Annotated in this window: 14 protein-coding genes; 5 read left to right on the forward strand and 9 right to left on the reverse strand. The window is 58.4% G+C overall.

Features of this window, described 5'->3' with window-relative positions:
• Window positions 1-398 precede the first annotated feature (398 nt).
• A complete protein-coding gene (locus tag NZK35_RS10660; protein ID WP_259632517.1) occupies window positions 399-1,226 on the forward strand; it encodes a hypothetical protein in 828 nt (275 codons plus the stop codon).
• Between the two features lie 169 nt (window positions 1,227-1,395).
• On the opposite strand, the gene NZK35_RS10665 is transcribed toward NZK35_RS10660, so the two are convergent.
• Complete coding sequence (locus NZK35_RS10665; RefSeq protein WP_259632518.1) at window positions 1,396-2,427, reverse strand: nucleoside hydrolase; 1,032 nt, start codon at window positions 2,425-2,427, stop codon at window positions 1,396-1,398.
• Window positions 2,428-2,698: 271 nt separating this feature from the next.
• Here NZK35_RS10665 and NZK35_RS10670 point away from each other — a divergent pair, with 271 nt between their 5' ends.
• Window positions 2,699-3,106, forward strand: a complete 408-nt coding sequence (locus tag NZK35_RS10670) for an FHA domain-containing protein (RefSeq protein ID WP_143547730.1) — start codon at window positions 2,699-2,701, stop codon at window positions 3,104-3,106.
• A gap of 29 nt (window positions 3,107-3,135) precedes the next feature.
• Here the strand turns inward: NZK35_RS10670 and NZK35_RS10675 are convergent, their stop codons facing one another.
• From NZK35_RS10675 to NZK35_RS10700, 6 genes are all read right to left on the reverse strand, one after another.
• Window positions 3,136-3,525, reverse strand: a complete 390-nt coding sequence (locus tag NZK35_RS10675; RefSeq protein WP_259632519.1) for a translation initiation factor — start codon at window positions 3,523-3,525, stop codon at window positions 3,136-3,138.
• Window positions 3,526-3,667: 142 nt separating this feature from the next.
• Window positions 3,668-4,279 (reverse strand): ECF-type sigma factor, encoded by a 612-nt coding sequence (locus tag NZK35_RS10680; protein WP_259632520.1) that lies wholly within the window; start codon window positions 4,277-4,279, stop codon window positions 3,668-3,670.
• A 503-nt stretch (window positions 4,280-4,782) separates the two neighbouring features.
• On the reverse strand, window positions 4,783-5,436 hold the full coding sequence (locus NZK35_RS10685) for a hypothetical protein (RefSeq protein WP_259632521.1): 654 nt from the start codon (window positions 5,434-5,436) through the stop codon (window positions 4,783-4,785).
• A 91-nt stretch (window positions 5,437-5,527) separates the two neighbouring features.
• Window positions 5,528-7,000, reverse strand: coding sequence for a sulfatase (locus NZK35_RS10690; protein WP_259632522.1), 1,473 nt, complete (start codon window positions 6,998-7,000; stop codon window positions 5,528-5,530).
• Window positions 7,001-7,267: 267 nt separating this feature from the next.
• Window positions 7,268-8,491 carry a DUF1559 domain-containing protein gene (locus NZK35_RS10695; protein WP_259632523.1) on the reverse strand — a complete coding sequence of 408 codons (1,224 nt, stop codon included), beginning with the start codon at window positions 8,489-8,491 and terminating at the stop codon, window positions 7,268-7,270.
• A 127-nt stretch (window positions 8,492-8,618) separates the two neighbouring features.
• Window positions 8,619-8,816: a hypothetical protein gene (locus NZK35_RS10700; protein ID WP_259632524.1), complete on the reverse strand. Its 198-nt coding sequence runs from the start codon at window positions 8,814-8,816 to the stop codon at window positions 8,619-8,621.
• A 115-nt stretch (window positions 8,817-8,931) separates the two neighbouring features.
• Here NZK35_RS10700 and NZK35_RS10705 point away from each other — a divergent pair, with 115 nt between their 5' ends.
• The 3 genes from NZK35_RS10705 to NZK35_RS10715 all read left to right on the forward strand — a co-directional run bounded on the left by NZK35_RS10705 (window position 8,932) and on the right by NZK35_RS10715 (window position 13,612).
• Window positions 8,932-10,401, forward strand: a complete 1,470-nt coding sequence (locus tag NZK35_RS10705) for a tripartite tricarboxylate transporter substrate binding protein (protein ID WP_259632525.1) — start codon at window positions 8,932-8,934, stop codon at window positions 10,399-10,401.
• A gap of 17 nt (window positions 10,402-10,418) precedes the next feature.
• Entirely contained in the window at window positions 10,419-11,927 is a 1,509-nt protein-coding gene (locus NZK35_RS10710) for a tripartite tricarboxylate transporter permease (RefSeq protein WP_259632526.1), read from the forward strand.
• 287 nt (window positions 11,928-12,214) lie between these two features.
• On the forward strand, window positions 12,215-13,612 hold the full coding sequence (locus NZK35_RS10715) for a sulfatase family protein (RefSeq protein WP_259632527.1): 1,398 nt from the start codon (window positions 12,215-12,217) through the stop codon (window positions 13,610-13,612).
• Between the two features lie 123 nt (window positions 13,613-13,735).
• On the opposite strand, the gene NZK35_RS10720 is transcribed toward NZK35_RS10715, so the two are convergent.
• Window positions 13,736-14,194, reverse strand: a complete 459-nt coding sequence (locus NZK35_RS10720) for a PH domain-containing protein (RefSeq protein WP_259632528.1) — start codon at window positions 14,192-14,194, stop codon at window positions 13,736-13,738.
• A gap of 31 nt (window positions 14,195-14,225) precedes the next feature.
• Window positions 14,226-17,135, reverse strand: coding sequence for a hypothetical protein (locus tag NZK35_RS10725; protein ID WP_259632529.1), 2,910 nt, complete (start codon window positions 17,133-17,135; stop codon window positions 14,226-14,228).
• Between the last annotated feature and the right edge of the window lie 330 nt (window positions 17,136-17,465).

Consider the following 17,465-nt stretch of genomic DNA (forward strand, 5'->3'; position numbering starts at 1 on the left):
AAGGCTGGACACCAACGGTTTGGATTCATGGCCGTGACTGCCGGGGAGCCTGTCGGTGATTCGCGGCGGGCTTTGGCCGAACAGAAAAGCTGTCGGATGACGGTTTACCAAGCGTCTCGTTCACGCCGTAGCGAAAGTTTTCCGATCACTGCCCCAGTACGTTGGGGCAAGAGCCTTTGGGAAAACGAGGATCGTTTGCGGGTGCGGCCTCGTTTTGTCAGGGTGGAGGGCAACATTGGCTTCGTGGCTTAACGCATGATACATTGCCCCGACAACATCAGCGTGTGGCGGTCTGGACATTCAAAGGACGTTCAGCATTGGATCCAAAACGCCCGAGCGAACATCCAAAAACTACCCCGTCTACCAAACAGGCTGCTGAGCATTTTTAGAGATTCGTGATGACTTCAAATGATCGGACCCCGTCTGCTGTGAATCCCTACGCGACACCTTCGTCAGACGCGATCGAGTTGAGTCATTTCCCAATGACGCACCGCACCAACCTGATCGGGAAATTTGGCGAAGCGATCCGGCTTCTCTCCAACCATCTTGTGTTGTTCAGCGCGATCATCCTGACGGTTTGGCTGCCTGGGAATCTGTTGATCAACTACCTTGCCTACTACGTCTACAGCGAGGACGAGATAGTCAATTTGATGCGGAGTACCATGTGGATCGAAGGGATCTTTGGCCCGATCTATATCGGTGCGATGATCCATGTGCTGTGGAAACTGAAAACCGGAGAGTACGTAAGTTATTCGGAGGCGATCGGGGTGGGGATTCGCAACTGGGGGCGACTGTTCGTTGCTCGGTTAGTCGCTGGCTTGATTATCACACTGGGTTTCATCGTCTTCGTCATCCCCGGAATCGTCCTGCAAGTGCGTTACGCACTGTTGGACTCAGCGGTGGTGCTAGAAGGTGCCGGCGCTCATCGTGCCACGGTCAGAAGCACGGAGTTGACCGACGGCATGCGCTGGCCAATTTTCTTTGCCGCGATTGGGTTCTTCGTCCCTTACTTGTTCCTGTCATTCGCGATCTATCTTCCAGTCGATCTCTATCCGCAGTTGGACACCATGGCCACGTCGGTTGTCATGGACTGCTTCTTGGACATCGCCTATGCAATCATCCAGATCGTGATGTTCCTGTTCTACTGGGAGGCAGTGGCAAACGAGACCTCGTCGACTGGACCCGCACCGGGTACCGCCGAAGGCCCGACTGCAGTGACCGGCTAGTACTTGAATTCGTGCCGCAACGAAGTTGTAGTCACCCTCCCGCACACGGGAGGGTGACTTCTTGACTTGTTGCGTATGTCCCTAGCTTCGCTCGCCAGCACCTGCCCGGGAAGGGTGATGCCGAACGCTGCGCAAACACCGACGCTGAGCGGAAAGTAAGACAGCTTCATCAGTCTTTCGGCGGTTGGCTGACGAGTGCACGCTGGACTTCGATGACTCGGGCGGTCTGGATGGGGTTCATCGTCAGGTAGCGGTCACGTCCTTGCGGGTCGGGCGTGAATCGGGTGAAGCCGTCATCGGCGACCGCGACCGTGCCGCGCTCGGATAGTCCGAAGTATTGGTCGTCCGGTCGCACGGCGTACAGGACACTGGTCAAATCCCACGTGGGCCGATCGTGGTTGGGGCCGCTGTGCAACATATAGGCTTCGGGCACGATGTGGTGGTCTCGATACCGAAAGTCTCTGGCGATACTCTCGCGGGGATAGGGCGCGGCAATGCCGATCAGAAAGTCACTCCAGACCACCGGCACGTCGGCGGGCCATTGCCGAGCGAACCGCTGCATCGACTCGATCCCGTTGCGGACGTTCGCCTCCAAAAAATGGGCGTTGCCGCGGACCGGTCGAAACGCACCGGCCATCACCGAAACCAAACGCACTTTACGTCGTACCAGTTCGATGCCCGAGAGTGGGCTGATCGAATCCGGCGGCGACTCGATCAGATCGGCGAGGTTGGCCGCCAAGCCGACCTGCACCAAGGCGACGCTTTGATCGGCGGCGGCGGACAACCCGTGACGCAGCACCGTCAACGCGCCCGGTGCATCGTCACCGGAGACTAGGTCGTGGGGATAGCGATACGTGTCTCCGTCTTTTGCTTCGACCAGTTCCAGGTACTTGCTGTCACGGTGCTGGGCGTCACGTGTGACCCCGATGGGGAGATCCGGCCGTCCATAGAATGTGTTGACCGCGTCGACGAACGGTGCAGCCAACGGATTGATCTTCGAAACCGTCACCGCGGTGATCGCGCATTCGCCACGATCGGCCAACGTGTGCAGCATCGCCAGCGCCAGCACGTCGTCCACGTCTCCGGTGATGTCGGTGTCAAAGATCACAGAAACCGGTTGATCACCTCGCGACACATCGGGGATCAGGATCAGAAACAACAACACGCCCCAGGCGGAAAGGGATGACCAAGCGGTGTTCATGAATTCGTGTCGGGAGAAGGGGAGGGAGGGAAATACCAGCGCGGACGACCACTCTACTCGGAAACGAAATGGAGGCCACCGCCACGTCGGTCCGCCGCCACCATCAGGCGGGACGGTCGTCGAGGGAGTCGAACGCCAGCGAGCACGATTTTCGGCGTCCGTGAGTTTTCTGGCGCGACTGAATTCGACGGCGGGTGCGTTATGGTGTAAATTTGTTTTCGAGAACATTCAGGCGGATCCTTCTTCTCTTCTCTTTCTTGGAACGCTGCCGATGAATTACAAGTTCGTTTGGGTCGACACTGCCAGCGGCATCGACCGACAACAATGGGTCCTTTCCCCTCCGGTGACCATCGGTCGCTGTCCGACGGCCGAGATCACGCTCAGTGACGGTTCGATCAGCCGCAAACACTGCCAATTCCTGATCGACCCCTACGGGTCGCTGGTGGTCCGCGATCTGGGATCCAAGAACGGCGTCTACGTCGATGATCGACGCGTCGACAAGGCCGTGTTGCTGCCGGGCAGCGAAGTCAAGATCGGTGTGATCACGTTGCGCGTGGAAATGACCGACGAAGCAATCGACCAAATCGACGAGCCCGAGTCCGCCTACGATCTGGAAGTTTATGATTTGGGTGAAACCCAACCGGTAAAAATCATTCCGCCAACCGAAGACGTCGGGTGACGCTGAAGGCAGTCGCGCACGGCATCGTGTTACCGGGTCGGTTTCACTTTGAATCCGATTTCGGCAAGCGTTTTGCGAACGGTGTCGGTGTGGTCGCCTTGGATTTCGATCAAGTCTTGTTTGGGTTTGACCGTTCCGCCGCTGCCGCAGGCGGCTTGTAAACGAGTCAACACGTCGGCCAGGTCGTTCGCCTTGGCGGTCAAGCCTTCGACGACTGTTGCCTTGCGCCCGCCCTTTCGTTTTTGAACACTGATGCGGGCGGTCTGTTTTTCCGGAGGCAATCGGTCGGCGTCGCGTTTGCGTTTCGCTTCCGCTTGAGCCTTTTCTTCCGGCGTGCAAACGCATTCGGATTCTGGTTTGCCGCAATCCTCACACTCTGGAGGAATATCAAACGGGGTGCCTGCAAAGAGCCTTGTCATCGTGATGGAAGAAGTGATTTTCGAAGAGCGGGGATGAAAAACCCACTATACCAGCACGACGCGAAACCCGTGCCCGTGGGATTGGAAATGCGGGGAGTGATGGCCGCGAAACGCCGCGGCTGGAGGCCTGCCGGCGCGGCGGTCACAAACTCGGATCGTGATCCGACCAGACGTCGCGGATGTTCCGCAAGCGGCGCTCCACCGTCGCGACACTGCAGTTCTGCTCGACGGCGATTTCTCGGTTCGAATGCCCCGCCAAACGCATCAATGCGATCTCGCGATCGTGGTCATTCAGCCGCGAGAGCAACTCCCGGCAGGACAGCGGGACCTGGTCGATCAGCGTTTCGGTCGGCGGTGATTCGATCAGTTCAACGAAGTCCAGCAAAATGCTGGGGTGAAAATCACTCCTGCGGCCGCGACGTCGGTTCAAAGCTTGTTGATCGCGATGCACGTTGGCCGCTTTGCGTTTGGTGATCACGACCAACAGTTGCCAAAGGTCCTCTCGATTCTGCAATCGCCGAAATCGGCCCTTTCGAGCACCTTCCCAAATGGCCCGCATCGCCCCGATGGCCAGGTCATGCTCGTCCACAAAGCTGCGAGACGCTCCGGCAAGTTTTCTGTCCGCCAATTGGCAGATCCGCTCGAAATAACGCTCCCATAACGAAGCGACGGCCATGGAGTCGCCTCGTTTCATGTCGGCGATCCACTCCGAAACACTGTCTTGATCGCTGTCGTCTTTTTGGTCACAGGGCATGGACAACAGTGTACTAGGTTTTGCGTACTGGGTTGGCAGTGGGGGACGCATTTCGCGGTGAGGAAACTGCGAGCAATCTTCGTGGGCCGATCAAAGGAAACCCGCTTGCGTTAGCAACAGCCATGCGGGCGCCGCCCGAACCCGGGCAAGAGTCAAATTGACGACGGCTAATCAGGGGACGCCACGGCGTCCGATTTTATTCTTGGATTTTCCAGGGATTCAATGAGGGGAAAACGGGGGGCGCCGGGAGATGTAAGTTGGACGAGTAGGCTTGCGTCGGTCGGCGAGCGTGCAGAGGCCTGAGCCGTCCAGCATTTCCCCGGTTTTCCGTACAGGGCGGCCGGAAGAATTTGGTGGCGTGGCCCGTTGCTGGACTCTTATACTAATGAGAGACCTCGCACATTTGAGCTAGCCAGCGATGGTGACCCGCATGAGTTTGCCCCACTCATGATGGGACCTCCATCGCTGGCTTTTTTTAAATGGATCTCGCATCGCAACTGGCGTCACTTGCGTTGGTTCCAAACCTTGACGTCGTCGATCTGGACGCCGTCCCCCGAGCAACGGAAGACGAGCGTCGGCTTCTTCACTGCAAACGTTGGGTGTGACGCCTTGAACTGCGTTTGGTCGAGAGTCGCTGTCACGTAAGGCCCCCAAGTCGTTAGACGCAATTGGTGCCATTGATCCGTTTCGACCGCTGTGTCGGAGGACGCGAGCACCTCGTTGGGATCCTCTTGGGGGCGATTCTTGTCAACGTGCTTCATGATTCGCCATCCCGCAGGCGTGACAATGACCGAAAACAAATGCCCCTTCTTGTCCAGTTCGCCCTTGGCCGGATCGAATCCGAAGTGAAAGGCTTTGGTGCCGTCGGAGAGTTTGAAACGCAATTGATAGACGGCATTGTCGGTCTGGGCGGTGTAGCGGGCCGCGGCGGCATGTTTGTCGGCCGGCAATTCCGTCGCCTGCAGCACGCCGTCGGCCACCTTCCATGATCCGGTGTTGATGTGCCACTTGTCGCCGAGCGGTCCGTCGAACGTTTGCTCGACAACCAGATCGCTGTTTTGCGGAGCGACATCAAATGCTGATTCGGCGGCATAGATGGACTCGGTCTGAACGAGAGGGAGAGCGAGGAGTACGGCAAGCAGTGTTCGTGTTGTCATCGAATTTTTGCACAGGGGCTTGGGGGGGGATCGGTGGACTTCATGATCACGCCGGTGCAAGCGCGATGGACGCAAACAGACTGCCGCAATGCTAGGGCTGCCAGGGCATCGGGCCGTTGTCTTTGGGACGTAGGAACTTGGCGTCGACGTCTTGGTACCAGCGGTGCAGTTTTTCGCGCATCGTTGCGACTCGTTCGGGTTGTTGATCCGCGAGATCGTTTTGCTCACCCACGTCTTCGGCCAGGTTGTAGAGATGAACTGTGCCGTCTTCGTAACGCTCGACCAACTTCCAGTCACCCATTCGAATCGCACCGCCCGGGAATCCGCCTTGATTGCTGTAGTGCGGGTAGTGCCAATAGATGGCATCGCGATCCAGTTTCTTTGCCCCTTTGAGGAGCGGAACCAGCGAAACGCCGTCGAGGTGCTGTTGGGGCAATGGGGGCAAACCGGCCAGCTGCAGCAGTGTCGGGTAGAAGTCGGTGCTGACGACCGGGACGTTGCACGATTTTGGAGCGTCCTTGATCATCGGGGCGTGGATCATGAACGCTTCACGGATCCCGCCTTCGTAAACCCATCCCTTGCCGCCACGAAGTGGCAAGTTGCTGGTCGGCGAGCCTTCCGAGGTGGACAGCCCGCCGTTGTCGCTGGTCAAACAAATGATGGTCTCGTCCATCAAGCCCAAGGCCTCGAGCCGATCGATGACGATGCCGACGGCGCGGTCCATCGATTCGACCATGGCGGCGTAGGTCGCGTGGGCTTGCAGGGTTCGGACGCGCCGTGGTTGCTTGGCGTCCGGCCAAACCTGTTCTTCATCGGCAAACGCTTCTTGGGCATTCAAACCCAAACGCTCGGCTTTCTCCTCGTACTTTTTCACCAACGCCTCGGGGGCCAGCAACGGGGTGTGCACGCTGTAGAAGGCGAGGTAAGCAAAGAATGGATCGGCTTTGTTGTCGGAAATGAAGTTGGCGGTTTCTTGAGCCAGACGAATCGGCAAGTGCTCCCCGTCAGGGCCGTCGGTCAGTCGCGGGTTGCCGTAGGGAGAAAAGTAGCGTTTTCCGCCATACGGTCCGCCTCGGCTGTAACCGCCAAAATTCAAGTCAAATCCTTGTCGGGTCGGCCAAAACTCCTCGCTCGGCCCGAGGTGCCATTTTCCGGCAAACATCGTGTGGTAGCCGTGTTGCTTGAACGCTTCGGCCATCGTGACCTCGCTCAGCGGCATGTGATCGTTCAGCACCGCGGGCAAAAAACGCCCACTGCGTTTGCCGGAAAAGAAGTTGGTGGCATCGGCCCGCGTCGGGTATCGGCCCGTCAGGATGCTGAATCGCGTCGGGGAACAAACCGGGTTGGCGGCATAGCCGTCGGTGAAATTGGTTCCACGATCGGCAAGTCGATCGATGTTGGGCGTCTCGTAGAACGATTTCGGATTGTTGACGCCGACATCCATGAACCCCAAGTCGTCAACCAAGAAAAAGACGACGTTGGGAGACCTGGCGTGAACCGTTGGGTGGGACAAGATGCTCGTTGCGAAAACGCAACCGATCAGAGCGGCAAGAAATCGGGGCATGAAGGACATCGGCGATGGAAAATTCGGGTCGTGTTGGTGACGTGAAGCGGGCTCGGCGCCCTCGTGCTCGGTCAGTTCAAGCGCTGACGGAGACCTAGTGTAACCAACATCTCCCGAAACAGCTTCCGCTAGCGAAGACGCAAAGGTCGACTCAACGTTTCCGCATCGATCCATGGCTACCGCTCGACCTCCCCTCGCTTCGCTCGACCCTCCTGCCAGCAGGGTGACGTGGGAAAGCAAGGGGAGTTCGGTTCCGGCCAAGCAGCGCTATTGGTTGAGCTGCTCCTCGATCGTTTCACCGCTGGCACGCGTTCCGAGTGCTCCCCACAACCCATAGGGGCTGGGCATCCCGGGAGCCTGGACATCGGTGCCATTCCACTTCACGTTCCCGGCCGTTGTGTCGCCCGATTCGATCGAATCGGTGATGAAGACGACGGCGCCATCGCCCATCAGGATATGGGCGCCGCCTTGGTGACGGCTGCTCGGTCCGTAGACACCGATGGTGAACGTGTTGTTGCCGTTGCTGCAGATTTCACGGTTCGGCGGCAGAATCGAAGTGATGCCGACATTGACGGCCATCCCGTTCATCCATTTGAAGCCCCGCTGGACTTCGGGATTGTTGCTGGCGAAGTCGGTGCCCGGGGCCCAGAACTTGGGGCGATCCGGATCGATTTGGGCGGCACACAAGCTGGGATTATTCAGGATTCCGCCGGCCTCGGCCACTCGCGTTGTGATCTGATTGTCACCGAGATCCGTGTTCATTTCGCCCCCCATGATCGTATTGGACAGGCCATCGAGCACATCACGGAATCGGGTTTCTTCGCGGGGCACAAACATTCCGCGTGTCGTCGAACGCATCCGCGTCATGCGAGTCCGCGCGATCACGCCGGTTTGATTTCGTCCCCCATTGTTTTGAAATTGAATCGAATCCCCCAGCGCGACGCCATAGTTGGTGCGTCCTTGTGCGGGGAAGCCGACTCCGGGATCACTGGGGCATCGATACGAGGGGATGTTGGTCAGCCAGGGGTCGTATTGAAATCGACCGTGTTCGGCCAGGCTCATGGCGACTTGGGGACCCATCGCGCTGAAGAACAGTCCCTGGGCCGATGCCGGTTCTTTGACGGCGAACGGGTTGCTGATTTGATCCCACAAGGCCTGTTGCTCGACGAAAGGCAAAATGCCGACGAGCGCGCTCAGGTTGAAAAAATTGTTTCCGCCGTAAGGTGCCCCCGGTGCAACCGGCGTCCGGGCCTGGGTGTTGTTGCCGAAGCGATAAGTGCCCCCACGATTTCTCGGCAAGTTCTTATAGGTCGAATGGTAATTGTGAAATGCCAAGCCGATTTGTTTGAAGTTGTTACTGCAACTCATCCGGCGAGCGGCTTCACGTGCCGCCTGTACCGCCGGCAGCAGCAACCCCACCAAGATTCCGATGATCGCGATGACCACCAACAATTCGACCAGCGTGAACGCTCGTCTGGAATTTCTTCGCATCAGACTTCTCCCGCAACAAGAACGAATAAGAAACCGAGGTGCGAAATCTGTCATGACGACGTCCTATGCACCGCTATAAGAACCAAGACGCATGTGCGTCATCATCCACGAATTTCTTCTCAACGATCTACTCGCCCGTTCCGTCGTCTTCGCCTTCGTCCACGTCTTCATCGATGCGTGCCGCCGCCTCCGGATTCGAATCCAGATACGCTTGAACCGAGCCCTCTTCCGGACCCGTCGGCTCGGTGGAAGGACCACATCCGACGAACAGGAGGGTGCCCGCCAAAAGAGAAGCAGCGGTCGTGTTGATCCAAGAGAATTTCATCTGCTCACCGCGATGGACGTACGAATGGAACGAATGATCGGAAGACGAGATCGCTCATGCGAATCGAGCTTCCAGTCATCACGATAATGGTTTTTTCCGCTGCATGCACGAAAACGTGCGAACAAAATTAGCATATAGTGAACGCGATTTTCCGCAGTTTGCCGCGTATGCCCCGCCCCACACCTCTCGTAACGTTTTGTATCCACCGATCTCTCTTAAGACGCTCCGATGGCCGGTACGGCGGGTGCCCTGGCTCGGCTGCAGTCTGCTGCTCTTGCTAGTCGGTTGCTCGGACGGCGAGCAACCAGTCGACGCTTACCCGCGGCGCCCCATCAAACTGATCGTCCCCTTCGCCGCCGGAGGTGGCAGCGACACGTTCGGACGCGTGATTCAAAACGCCATCGAAACACATCGACTGTTGCCGGAGCGATTGGTGATCATCAATGTGCCCGGTGCCGGCGGGACGATCGGTAGCCGGCGGGTCAAGCACGCGCGACCGGACGGCTACACGTTGTTGTTGTTACACGAGGGCATGCTGACGGCGCGGCATTCGGGCAGCGCCGGCTACGGGCCAGAAGCGTTTGTACCGATCGCCGGCACCGGGAACGCGACGCAAGTGGTCGCCGTCAGCGACGACTCGCCCTATTCCGATCTTCCGTCGCTGATGCGCGAGGCATCGCGAAACCCTGATTCGATCGTCTTTTCGGCAAACATCGGTGCCCCCAGCCACTTCGCCGGCTTGATGTTGCAGTCCAAACGACCCGGATCCAAGTTTCGATACACCCAGACCGGTGGCGGTGCCAAACGGTTTGCCGCACTGCAGGGCGGCCATGCCGACGTGTCGTCGTTTTCGATCGCCGAATACGTTCAATTCAAACCCAGTGGGATCCGCGCGCTGGCATTGCTGGGACCGGAACGACACCCGGATCTGCCGGGTCTGGCCACGGCAATCGAACAGGGGTTCGACGTCGAAAGCCAAAATATGCAGTTTTGGTGGGCACCGTTGGGAACGCCGCCCGATCGTGTCGAAACGATCGCCGATGCGTTGGCCGCAGCGATGCAGACGGAGGAGGTTCGCGAGACGTTGGCGGAAATGAAGATCACCGAAACGGTGCTGCGGGGGGCAGCACTTGATGCGGAACTGCAACGGCGCGAGCGTCGCATCGCCGAGGTGGCTCCGTCGGCTGGAGTGGAGTTGCCCGATTTCGCGATGATCGCCTTGGGCTGCTTGACGTTGACCGCCGTCGCCGCGTTGATCCGAGCCAACCGGCGGCGTCGCAGCGGCGTTCCCCGCCCAGCCGTGGACCGGACAGAGCGCGAGACATCGGCACAGACGAGTCAGCTTGCGGCGATCGGTTGCATCACCATCGGCTACGTCATCACGTTGCAATTCCAACTCGTCCGTTTCGTTCCCGTCACCGCGGTCTACGCCCTGCTGATCGGCGGCATCCTGCTCTGGCCGTTGATTCAGTCGCGTCGTCTCAATGCCGCAAAGGCGACAATCGCGTTGCTCGTCGTCAGCGTGTTGATGAGCGTCGTGATGCATCATCTGTTTACCGAAGTGCTCGTCGTGGATTTGCCCTAGCGCAGGAGAATCATCGTTTGTTTACCGAGCCCGACGTCGCGATCCAATTCCTGTTGTCCCCTACGTCGTTGTTGATGGCGGCGATCGGTTCGTTGTTGGGCATCTTCGTCGGCGCGATCCCCGGATTGACCGGCGCGATGTTGATCGCGTTGACCTTGCCATTGACCTATTCGATGCCGAGTGAGTTGGCGCTGGTCTTGCTGGTTTCGATGTATGTCGGTTCGGTCAGCGGCGGACTGGTGACGGCGACGTTGCTGCGGATTCCCGGGACGCCGGCATCGATGATGACGACGTTGGACGGCTACCCGATGGCGCAGCGGGGCCAAGCGGGGCGGGCGCTGGCACTGGGCATCGGCGGCACCTTCATCGGCGGGATGATCTCGTGGGGATTCCTCGTTTGTCTGGCCCAGCCGATGGCGGTCTGGTCGTTGACGTTCGGCCCCTTCGAATTTTTTGCGCTGGTGTTGGTTGCGATGGTCTTGATCGCGACCGTCGGCGGCAAGTCGCTCAGCCTGGGGCTGTTCTCCGGCGCGCTGGGCGTGATGATCGCCATGCCCGGTTCGTCTCCGGCAACCGGCATCGCGCGATTCACGTTCGGGATCCATGAAATGGATGACGGCTTCAAACTGTTGCCGGTCTTGATCGGACTGTTTGCGGTCAATCAAGTGATTCGCCAGGTCTTGCAAGGCGATGTCGGCGGCAGCGTCACGGAAGTCAACGATGGGGATAAACTGGATTTTCGGTTTCGCGATCTGGCGACCCACGGCGTCAACCTCGTCCGCTCGGCGTTGATCGGCACCTGGATCGGGATCTTGCCCGGCATCGGTGCCAACGTCGGTTCGGTGATCGCCTACTCGGCCGCCAAGCGAGCCTCCAAAACGCCGGAGCGATTCGGCAACGGCAGCGAAGAAGGCGTGGTAGCGTCCGAAACCGCCAACAACGCGACCGTCGGCGGGGCGCTGATTCCGCTGGTCGCGATGGGGATCCCCGGCAGCGTGATCGATGCGATCTTGTTGGGGGCACTGGTGATCCACGGCTTGCAACCCGGACCGATGCTGGTGCAAAGCGACCCGCTGGCGGTGCAGACGATTGTCGGCACGATGCTGATCGCCAACCTGCTGACCCTGCTGTTCTTGCTGGCTTCGGTGCGGATCATGGTTCGCGCCGCGAGAGTGCCTCTGTTTGTCCTGGTCCCCGTGGTGATGATCTTCTGCGTGATCGGTTCCTACGCGCTTGCCAACCGCATGTTTGACGTTTGGGTGATGCTCGCGTTCGGCGTCATCGGGTACCTGATGGAACGGTTCCACATTCCGATCGCGCCGCTGGTGATCGGATTTGTGTTGGCGCCGATCGGCGAAGAACACTTGGCGGCGGGGCTGATGCAAAGCGGTGGCAGTTTGATGCCGATGTTCACTCAACCGATTTCATTGGGCTTGTCTCTGGTTGCACTGGCGCTGTTGGCGTGGACACTATGGCGTCGGTTCAACGACGGCAAAGCGATCGTGTTGCCCGACGAGTCGTCGTAGGGCAACACCTCTTCAGAAACCCGCCCCGGCAGGGCATTGGTGCCTACACAAATCGCAAGACTTGAAGTCACCCTCCCTCTGGGAGGGTCGCGGAGGAGTTTACGACGACGCGGGGAGGGTTGATGTGGCTGGGAACCGCTTAGTGACGATCAATCGACCCTCCCCTCGCTGCCAGGGAGGTTTGCTTAAGATGTGTCGACACCAATGTTGGCAGGGAGGGTCGTGTATGATCCACGCTCGCCCGACCTTTCCCGTTTATCAGCCCTCCTCTTCGACCCGCCAATCCCATGCGCCCCAACATCCTGTGGTATTGCACCGACCAACAGCGTTTCGACACGATCGGTGCGTTGGGAAATCCGCACGTGGTCACACCGACGATCGACCAACTGGTCGCTTCCGGCGTCGCGATGACCCATGCCTATTGCCAAAGCCCGATCTGTACGCCGAGTCGTTCCAGTTTCATGACCGGCATGTACCCCTCTCGGGTCCACAACACCCGCAACGGCAACGAATCGTTTCCGGCGTCTCCTCCGGTGATCACCAAGTTGATCGCGGAATCCGGATACGATTGCGGTTTGGTCGGCAAGTTTCATTTGCAAAGCGCGGGGCATCGCACCGAACCGCGAATCGACGACGGGTTTTCGTATTGGAAATTCAGTCACGCGCCACGCGATGATTGGTCCGAAGGCCATGACTATGCCGAATGGGTTCGCCGTCGCGGCGGTGACTTGGATGCGATGCGTCAGTCAGCCGAACGAGTTCCGACGGAATTTCACCAAACGACATGGGCCAGCGAGTGTGCGATCGAATTCATCCAAGACCACGCCGCGGCGGAGAAACCTTGGCTGTTGAATTTGAACATTTACGATCCCCATCCGCCCTTCATTCCGCCCAAAACGTACGCCGATCGATTTGATGCCGCCGACATGCCGGGGCCGCACTTTCGCGATTCGGATTTGATCCAGCAAGAGAAACTCGCCTCGCTAGACTTTCAAGACGAAATCCGCACGCCGGAACAGCACAACGCCAAACGAGTGCAAGCGGACTACTACGCCATGATTGCGCAGATCGATGACCAGTTTGCGCGAATCCTTGAGACGCTCGATCGAACCGGCGCGCGGGACAACACGGTCATCATTTTCACCAGCGATCACGGCGAGTCGTTGGGCGATCACGGGCTGATGTTCAAGGGGTGCCGATTCTACGAAGGCCTGGTGCGGGTGCCGCTGATCGTTTCGTGGCCGGCTCAGTTTCAATCGGGATTGATCTGTGACGGACTGGTCGAATTGCTCGATCTGACCTCGACGTTGATGGAGCTGTGCGGATTGGAGTGCCCCGATTACATGCAAGGCAAGAGCTTGATGCCGATCTTGCGGGGCGAGGCGGATCCGACCCACCACCATGATTTCGTCCGCAGCGAGTATTTCGATGCACTCGATCCACACTTCACCGGCGGAGTGGGAACGTTCGGTACCATGTATCGGACACCTCGCTACAAATTGTGCGTGTATCACGACAAGGGACTCGGCGAATTGTATGACCTTCACGCCGATCCGTGGGAGTTCGAAGACCTTTGGGAGGATCCCAAGCATCAATCGATCAAGCATGGTCTGATTCAAGACGCCTTCGACGCCCACGTCGTGCTGACGACCGACATGGGGTCACGCCGGATCGCCCCGATGTGAGCGTGGTGAGGGGGCGTTTGAGGTTCGTTGACAGCAGACCGTGTCTTTTAAGCGGCGGGGCGCGAGCCCTCCGGTCTGACAACGTCAGGCACAGCCTGACCTACGCAAACGACACGCTAATGGCTAACCACAGGTATGCCTTGTGATGACCTTGATGATGTCCGCGACGTTCTCGGCTTTGCGGAAATCAAATGTCATCGGCTCGTGGGTACTGGAGAGCCAGAGTTTGAGATCCGAATCCAAATCGAAGTGCCCGGCACTTTCGATCGAAAAACGCACGATGCTGCGATAGGGAATCGAAAGATATTCGGTTTTTCGTCCGGTCATGCCCTGCTTGTCGATCACGATGATGCGTTTGTTGGTCAACACAATCATGTCGCGGACGAGCTGGTACGCCCGTTCCACCGACTCGTCTTCGATGACGATCGATGCGATCTGTTTTTCCACCTTGTCCAGATTCGCCTCCGACGCCGAACCCAGCATGCCCGATAAAAGTCCCATCGAATTGTTGTCCCCTGAAAATGCGTGTCGTTGCAGTCGCCGATGACAGTGGTCCCATGAAATCAGCGTGTTCGATTCCATGGTTCAATCTTCAGTCTAACGGTTCTGCCCATCACGGTGTTTCGTTGCGGTCGATCTCAACGGTCGCGATCATGGCTTCCTGTTCGTACCGAAGGTACACGATGATCTGGTCGATGCTCTCGATGAATTTGGCCGACGACGAATTCGGGTTCAGCCCCGGATTCTGACGGGACGACTCGCGGTTGCCGTGGACGCTGCAGACGACCTGGCTTGATCCTTCATCGAACGAATACTCGCCGTCTTCGGGACAGAAGTAGCGGATCCCGTATTTGGCTTCCGATAGTGTTGCGATCTGGTCGATCGGGGCATCGTACAGCTGATGAAAGTTGTAGATCGAGATGATGTTGCGGTGACAGGCCAGACGCGACTTTTCCGCCCAATGCAGGTGGACGTCGTCTTGCAGCTTGTCCAATGCTTGATGATTGAGACGGAACATCAATTGTGCCTGTGATGGTTCTTGGGAGGGCGCGTTTGAACTCGCGTCAATGACTTCGCGCAAGATCTCGGGCTTCGTCGCCAGCACCAATTGGTCGTTGACCAGTGCGATGTGCAGACGCAACGCGACCGCGTGCAGTCGTGCGCTCAAGACGTACATCTCGTGATCGCGATAATTGGGTAGCCGGTACGCATCGAACTTGCTGGGCAACGGCCCCACGTGACCGCTCTTCAAAAATGCTCTCTGCGAAAACTGTTCGAGCAAGCGTTCGGCTTTCTCATCGTTTTCGACGTCGATCGTGGCGTAGACCGGCATGTTGGCCGTCAAGATCAATCCGCCGGCGAGCGCCTGCCACATCGCCGGCGCTTCGCCGACGAACGGCAGCTGGATCGGAGACAGTTGCGTCGGGTCGATTTCAAAGACGATCTCGCCGTCACAGAAATGCAGCGAAACGCGATCGCCCAACCATTCCAGATCGGTCAGCGTCGGGTCTTCCGAGACCACGTCCGATACGCCGGGGATCGCCATCAGGAATTGCGCGGTGTTCTTGCGCCCGGGGACCATGACCATCGACGCGACCGCGGACGGGGCGATCGTGGCGACATCAATCGGCTGCGGGTTTTGGTCGACCATGCCACGCACGTCCTGGTCATACGTGCTGCCGGCCATCGGCAGCACGCAGGTTTCCAGCTTCATGGTGGGCGCAACCGTGATGCGGGTCGCGACGGGATCGAAAACTTTTTGCCAGAACGATTGGTACCGTGTCTTGTACCGTTCGTATTCGGCCGCTTCGTCGGCCGACACCTTCAACACCGACAGTTCGGCATTGGGTGTCAGGTAGCGGAGTCGGTTGTGCAGCGAACAGGTGCAGGTGTCACTGTCTGCGTCGAACGCGTAGGCTCCACCGTGCGGGCATGTGATTCGGTCGGCCGCGATGAAACGTTTCTCGATCATCTCGCTCAGCGAATTCGGCGAGCGACCGTATTCCAAGCGAAAGAACAACGACGCGTTGTTTTGCATCACCAGATTATTAAAACATTCGACGCGCCGCTTTTGCGAGATCTTCGCCGCCGGGGCGACGATGCGTCGGATAAACGCGTCGGAGGCGAAATAGTATCCCGACTTGGCGTCTGCCGACGGTGGCATCAGGGTGCTGATGTATCGATAATCAGCGGCATCATGCAGGCGGTCGATTTCACCGAGCGATGCATCGACGATGCGCCGAATGGCGCGGTGGGAATTGGAAAAGACATAGTAATCGTCGTGTCGTGTCGTGAACGCACTGACCAGCCGATCGCTGGTGTAACGGGCGGTCACTTGATGCCCGCGGTAATTAAAGTCCCGTTGGACCAGGTCGGGGTGTCGCCCATGCTCCTCGTCGACCCAGCCCTTGAGCTGCTTCGCGAACGCCTGCTCATCCTTGACGCGAATGATGACGGTGACATCGGTTCCGTCGAGCAGATACGGATCCGAGCCGGTCACGGCCACTTCGGTGGCTACTCCTTGGGCGAACAATTGCTCCATCCCGGATCGAGAGATGCCGAGCTGCTCCTCCAGTTTGGCCAACAACCGATTGTCCTGGGCGGTCAACTTCGAAAGCCGCACCAGGTCGTCGCCCCACTGGGTCGCCAAATCAACGGTCTCACCCAACGAAGCGAAGGAATTGAAGTGCAGGAAATACTGGTCTGACGGAACCAGTTTGGAGATCTCGTGAACCTGAACAGAAACGTCGTTCTCCTTGTCCAACCGTTGTTTGAGCAGGTCTTCGTAGTCGAGCGATCGGATGCGTGGTGGTGAGATCTCACTGACGTGACGCGTGTAAGCCCCACGGCTGGTCGATGAACTGAGCGTCCGCCGTTGCAGCGACTCTTGAATCGCCAACGATCCGGTGAAGAGTTTGTAGAGTCCGTCTTCCAAATTGTCTTGCGTCGGCATGCGTTTTGGAATCGCCGGCGGATCGACGCCATAACGCGCTTTGGACTGAAGCAAGCAGTATTGGAAGAAGGATTCGTCAGGGTAGTAGTTCAACAGCCGCGCAAAGTGTTCGTTCTGTTGCCGGGCCCAGTCTTCGAAAATGCTTCGCGGGCCGACCGATTTACGGTCGGCCGGGACGTCGGGAATCGCAAGGGTGATCGTCCCTTCGCGGACTTGAACTCGGCGTGATCCGTCCAGATTTTCCGAGACGGTTTCATAGGACAGTTGCACGTCGACTTTGCCGCTACCCTTGAGTCTGCCGTAGAATTCGGCGTGCTTTTGGTGGAACTTGGTTTCTTTCGGATAGATCAAGTACGCGTTGGGGTCGCTCGAACGCAGCCGTAGGTAGTTGCTTTTCTCGAACTCTTCGGCCAAGAAAGGCTGCTCCAGCCGCAAGGAGAACGCGATCGTTTCGTCCTCGTCGCTGCGATAGACCTCGACGGTGTGCTGGAACGGAAACTCCTGTGCCAGGGCGGTTGCCCCACCGAGGATCCAGCAAAAGAGCATGGCGTGAGCAATAGAATGATTCATTTCTCTCGGTGCCTCGAAATCGTCGTGCAGCGTTCGGTTTTGGCGCAATGATGATAGGAGAGCCTGCGGAAAGGCTCGGTTGCGCGCCGCGGGGCGAAAATCGCTCAGATATTTGCAGATTCTACGGCGCGCGACGCCGCGCGGCCCCTGGCTGACGCCCCATGCCACTTTCGTTGACGCCAAGCGGGGTGTTTTTGTTAGCGGTCGGGCGCGAGCCCTCCGGTCTTTCACGGTGTTTTTGAAACGCGACAGCCCGCTCGCGCCGTTCCGCGAACACCTGTAGAGCGAAAGGAGATGGCATTGGGCTGACGCATGTGGCCTTCAACCCAA

Source organism: Stieleria sedimenti (assembly GCF_025060895.1).
Taxonomy (GTDB): domain Bacteria; phylum Planctomycetota; class Planctomycetia; order Pirellulales; family Pirellulaceae; genus Stieleria; species Stieleria sedimenti.

What these genes read in the sequence shown, in the direction of transcription:
- NZK35_RS10725 (WP_259632529.1), bottom strand. Translation starts at nt 17,135, where the DNA reads ATGAATCATTCTATTGCTCACGCCATGCTCTTTTGCTGGATCCTCGGT.
- NZK35_RS10670 (WP_143547730.1), top strand. Translation starts at nt 2,699, where the DNA reads ATGAATTACAAGTTCGTTTGGGTCGACACTGCCAGCGGCATCGACCGA.
- NZK35_RS10685 (WP_259632521.1), bottom strand. Translation starts at nt 5,436, where the DNA reads ATGACAACACGAACACTGCTTGCCGTACTCCTCGCTCTCCCTCTCGTT.
- NZK35_RS10680 (WP_259632520.1), bottom strand. Translation starts at nt 4,279, where the DNA reads ATGCCCTGTGACCAAAAAGACGACAGCGATCAAGACAGTGTTTCGGAG.
- NZK35_RS10665 (WP_259632518.1), bottom strand. Translation starts at nt 2,427, where the DNA reads ATGAACACCGCTTGGTCATCCCTTTCCGCCTGGGGCGTGTTGTTGTTT.
- NZK35_RS10720 (WP_259632528.1), bottom strand. Translation starts at nt 14,194, where the DNA reads ATGGAATCGAACACGCTGATTTCATGGGACCACTGTCATCGGCGACTG.
- NZK35_RS10715 (WP_259632527.1), top strand. Translation starts at nt 12,215, where the DNA reads ATGCGCCCCAACATCCTGTGGTATTGCACCGACCAACAGCGTTTCGAC.
- NZK35_RS10690 (WP_259632522.1), bottom strand. Translation starts at nt 7,000, where the DNA reads ATGCCCCGATTTCTTGCCGCTCTGATCGGTTGCGTTTTCGCAACGAGC.
- NZK35_RS10660 (WP_259632517.1), top strand. Translation starts at nt 399, where the DNA reads ATGACTTCAAATGATCGGACCCCGTCTGCTGTGAATCCCTACGCGACA.
- NZK35_RS10700 (WP_259632524.1), bottom strand. Translation starts at nt 8,816, where the DNA reads ATGAAATTCTCTTGGATCAACACGACCGCTGCTTCTCTTTTGGCGGGC.
- NZK35_RS10675 (WP_259632519.1), bottom strand. Translation starts at nt 3,525, where the DNA reads ATGACAAGGCTCTTTGCAGGCACCCCGTTTGATATTCCTCCAGAGTGT.
- NZK35_RS10695 (WP_259632523.1), bottom strand. Translation starts at nt 8,491, where the DNA reads ATGCGAAGAAATTCCAGACGAGCGTTCACGCTGGTCGAATTGTTGGTG.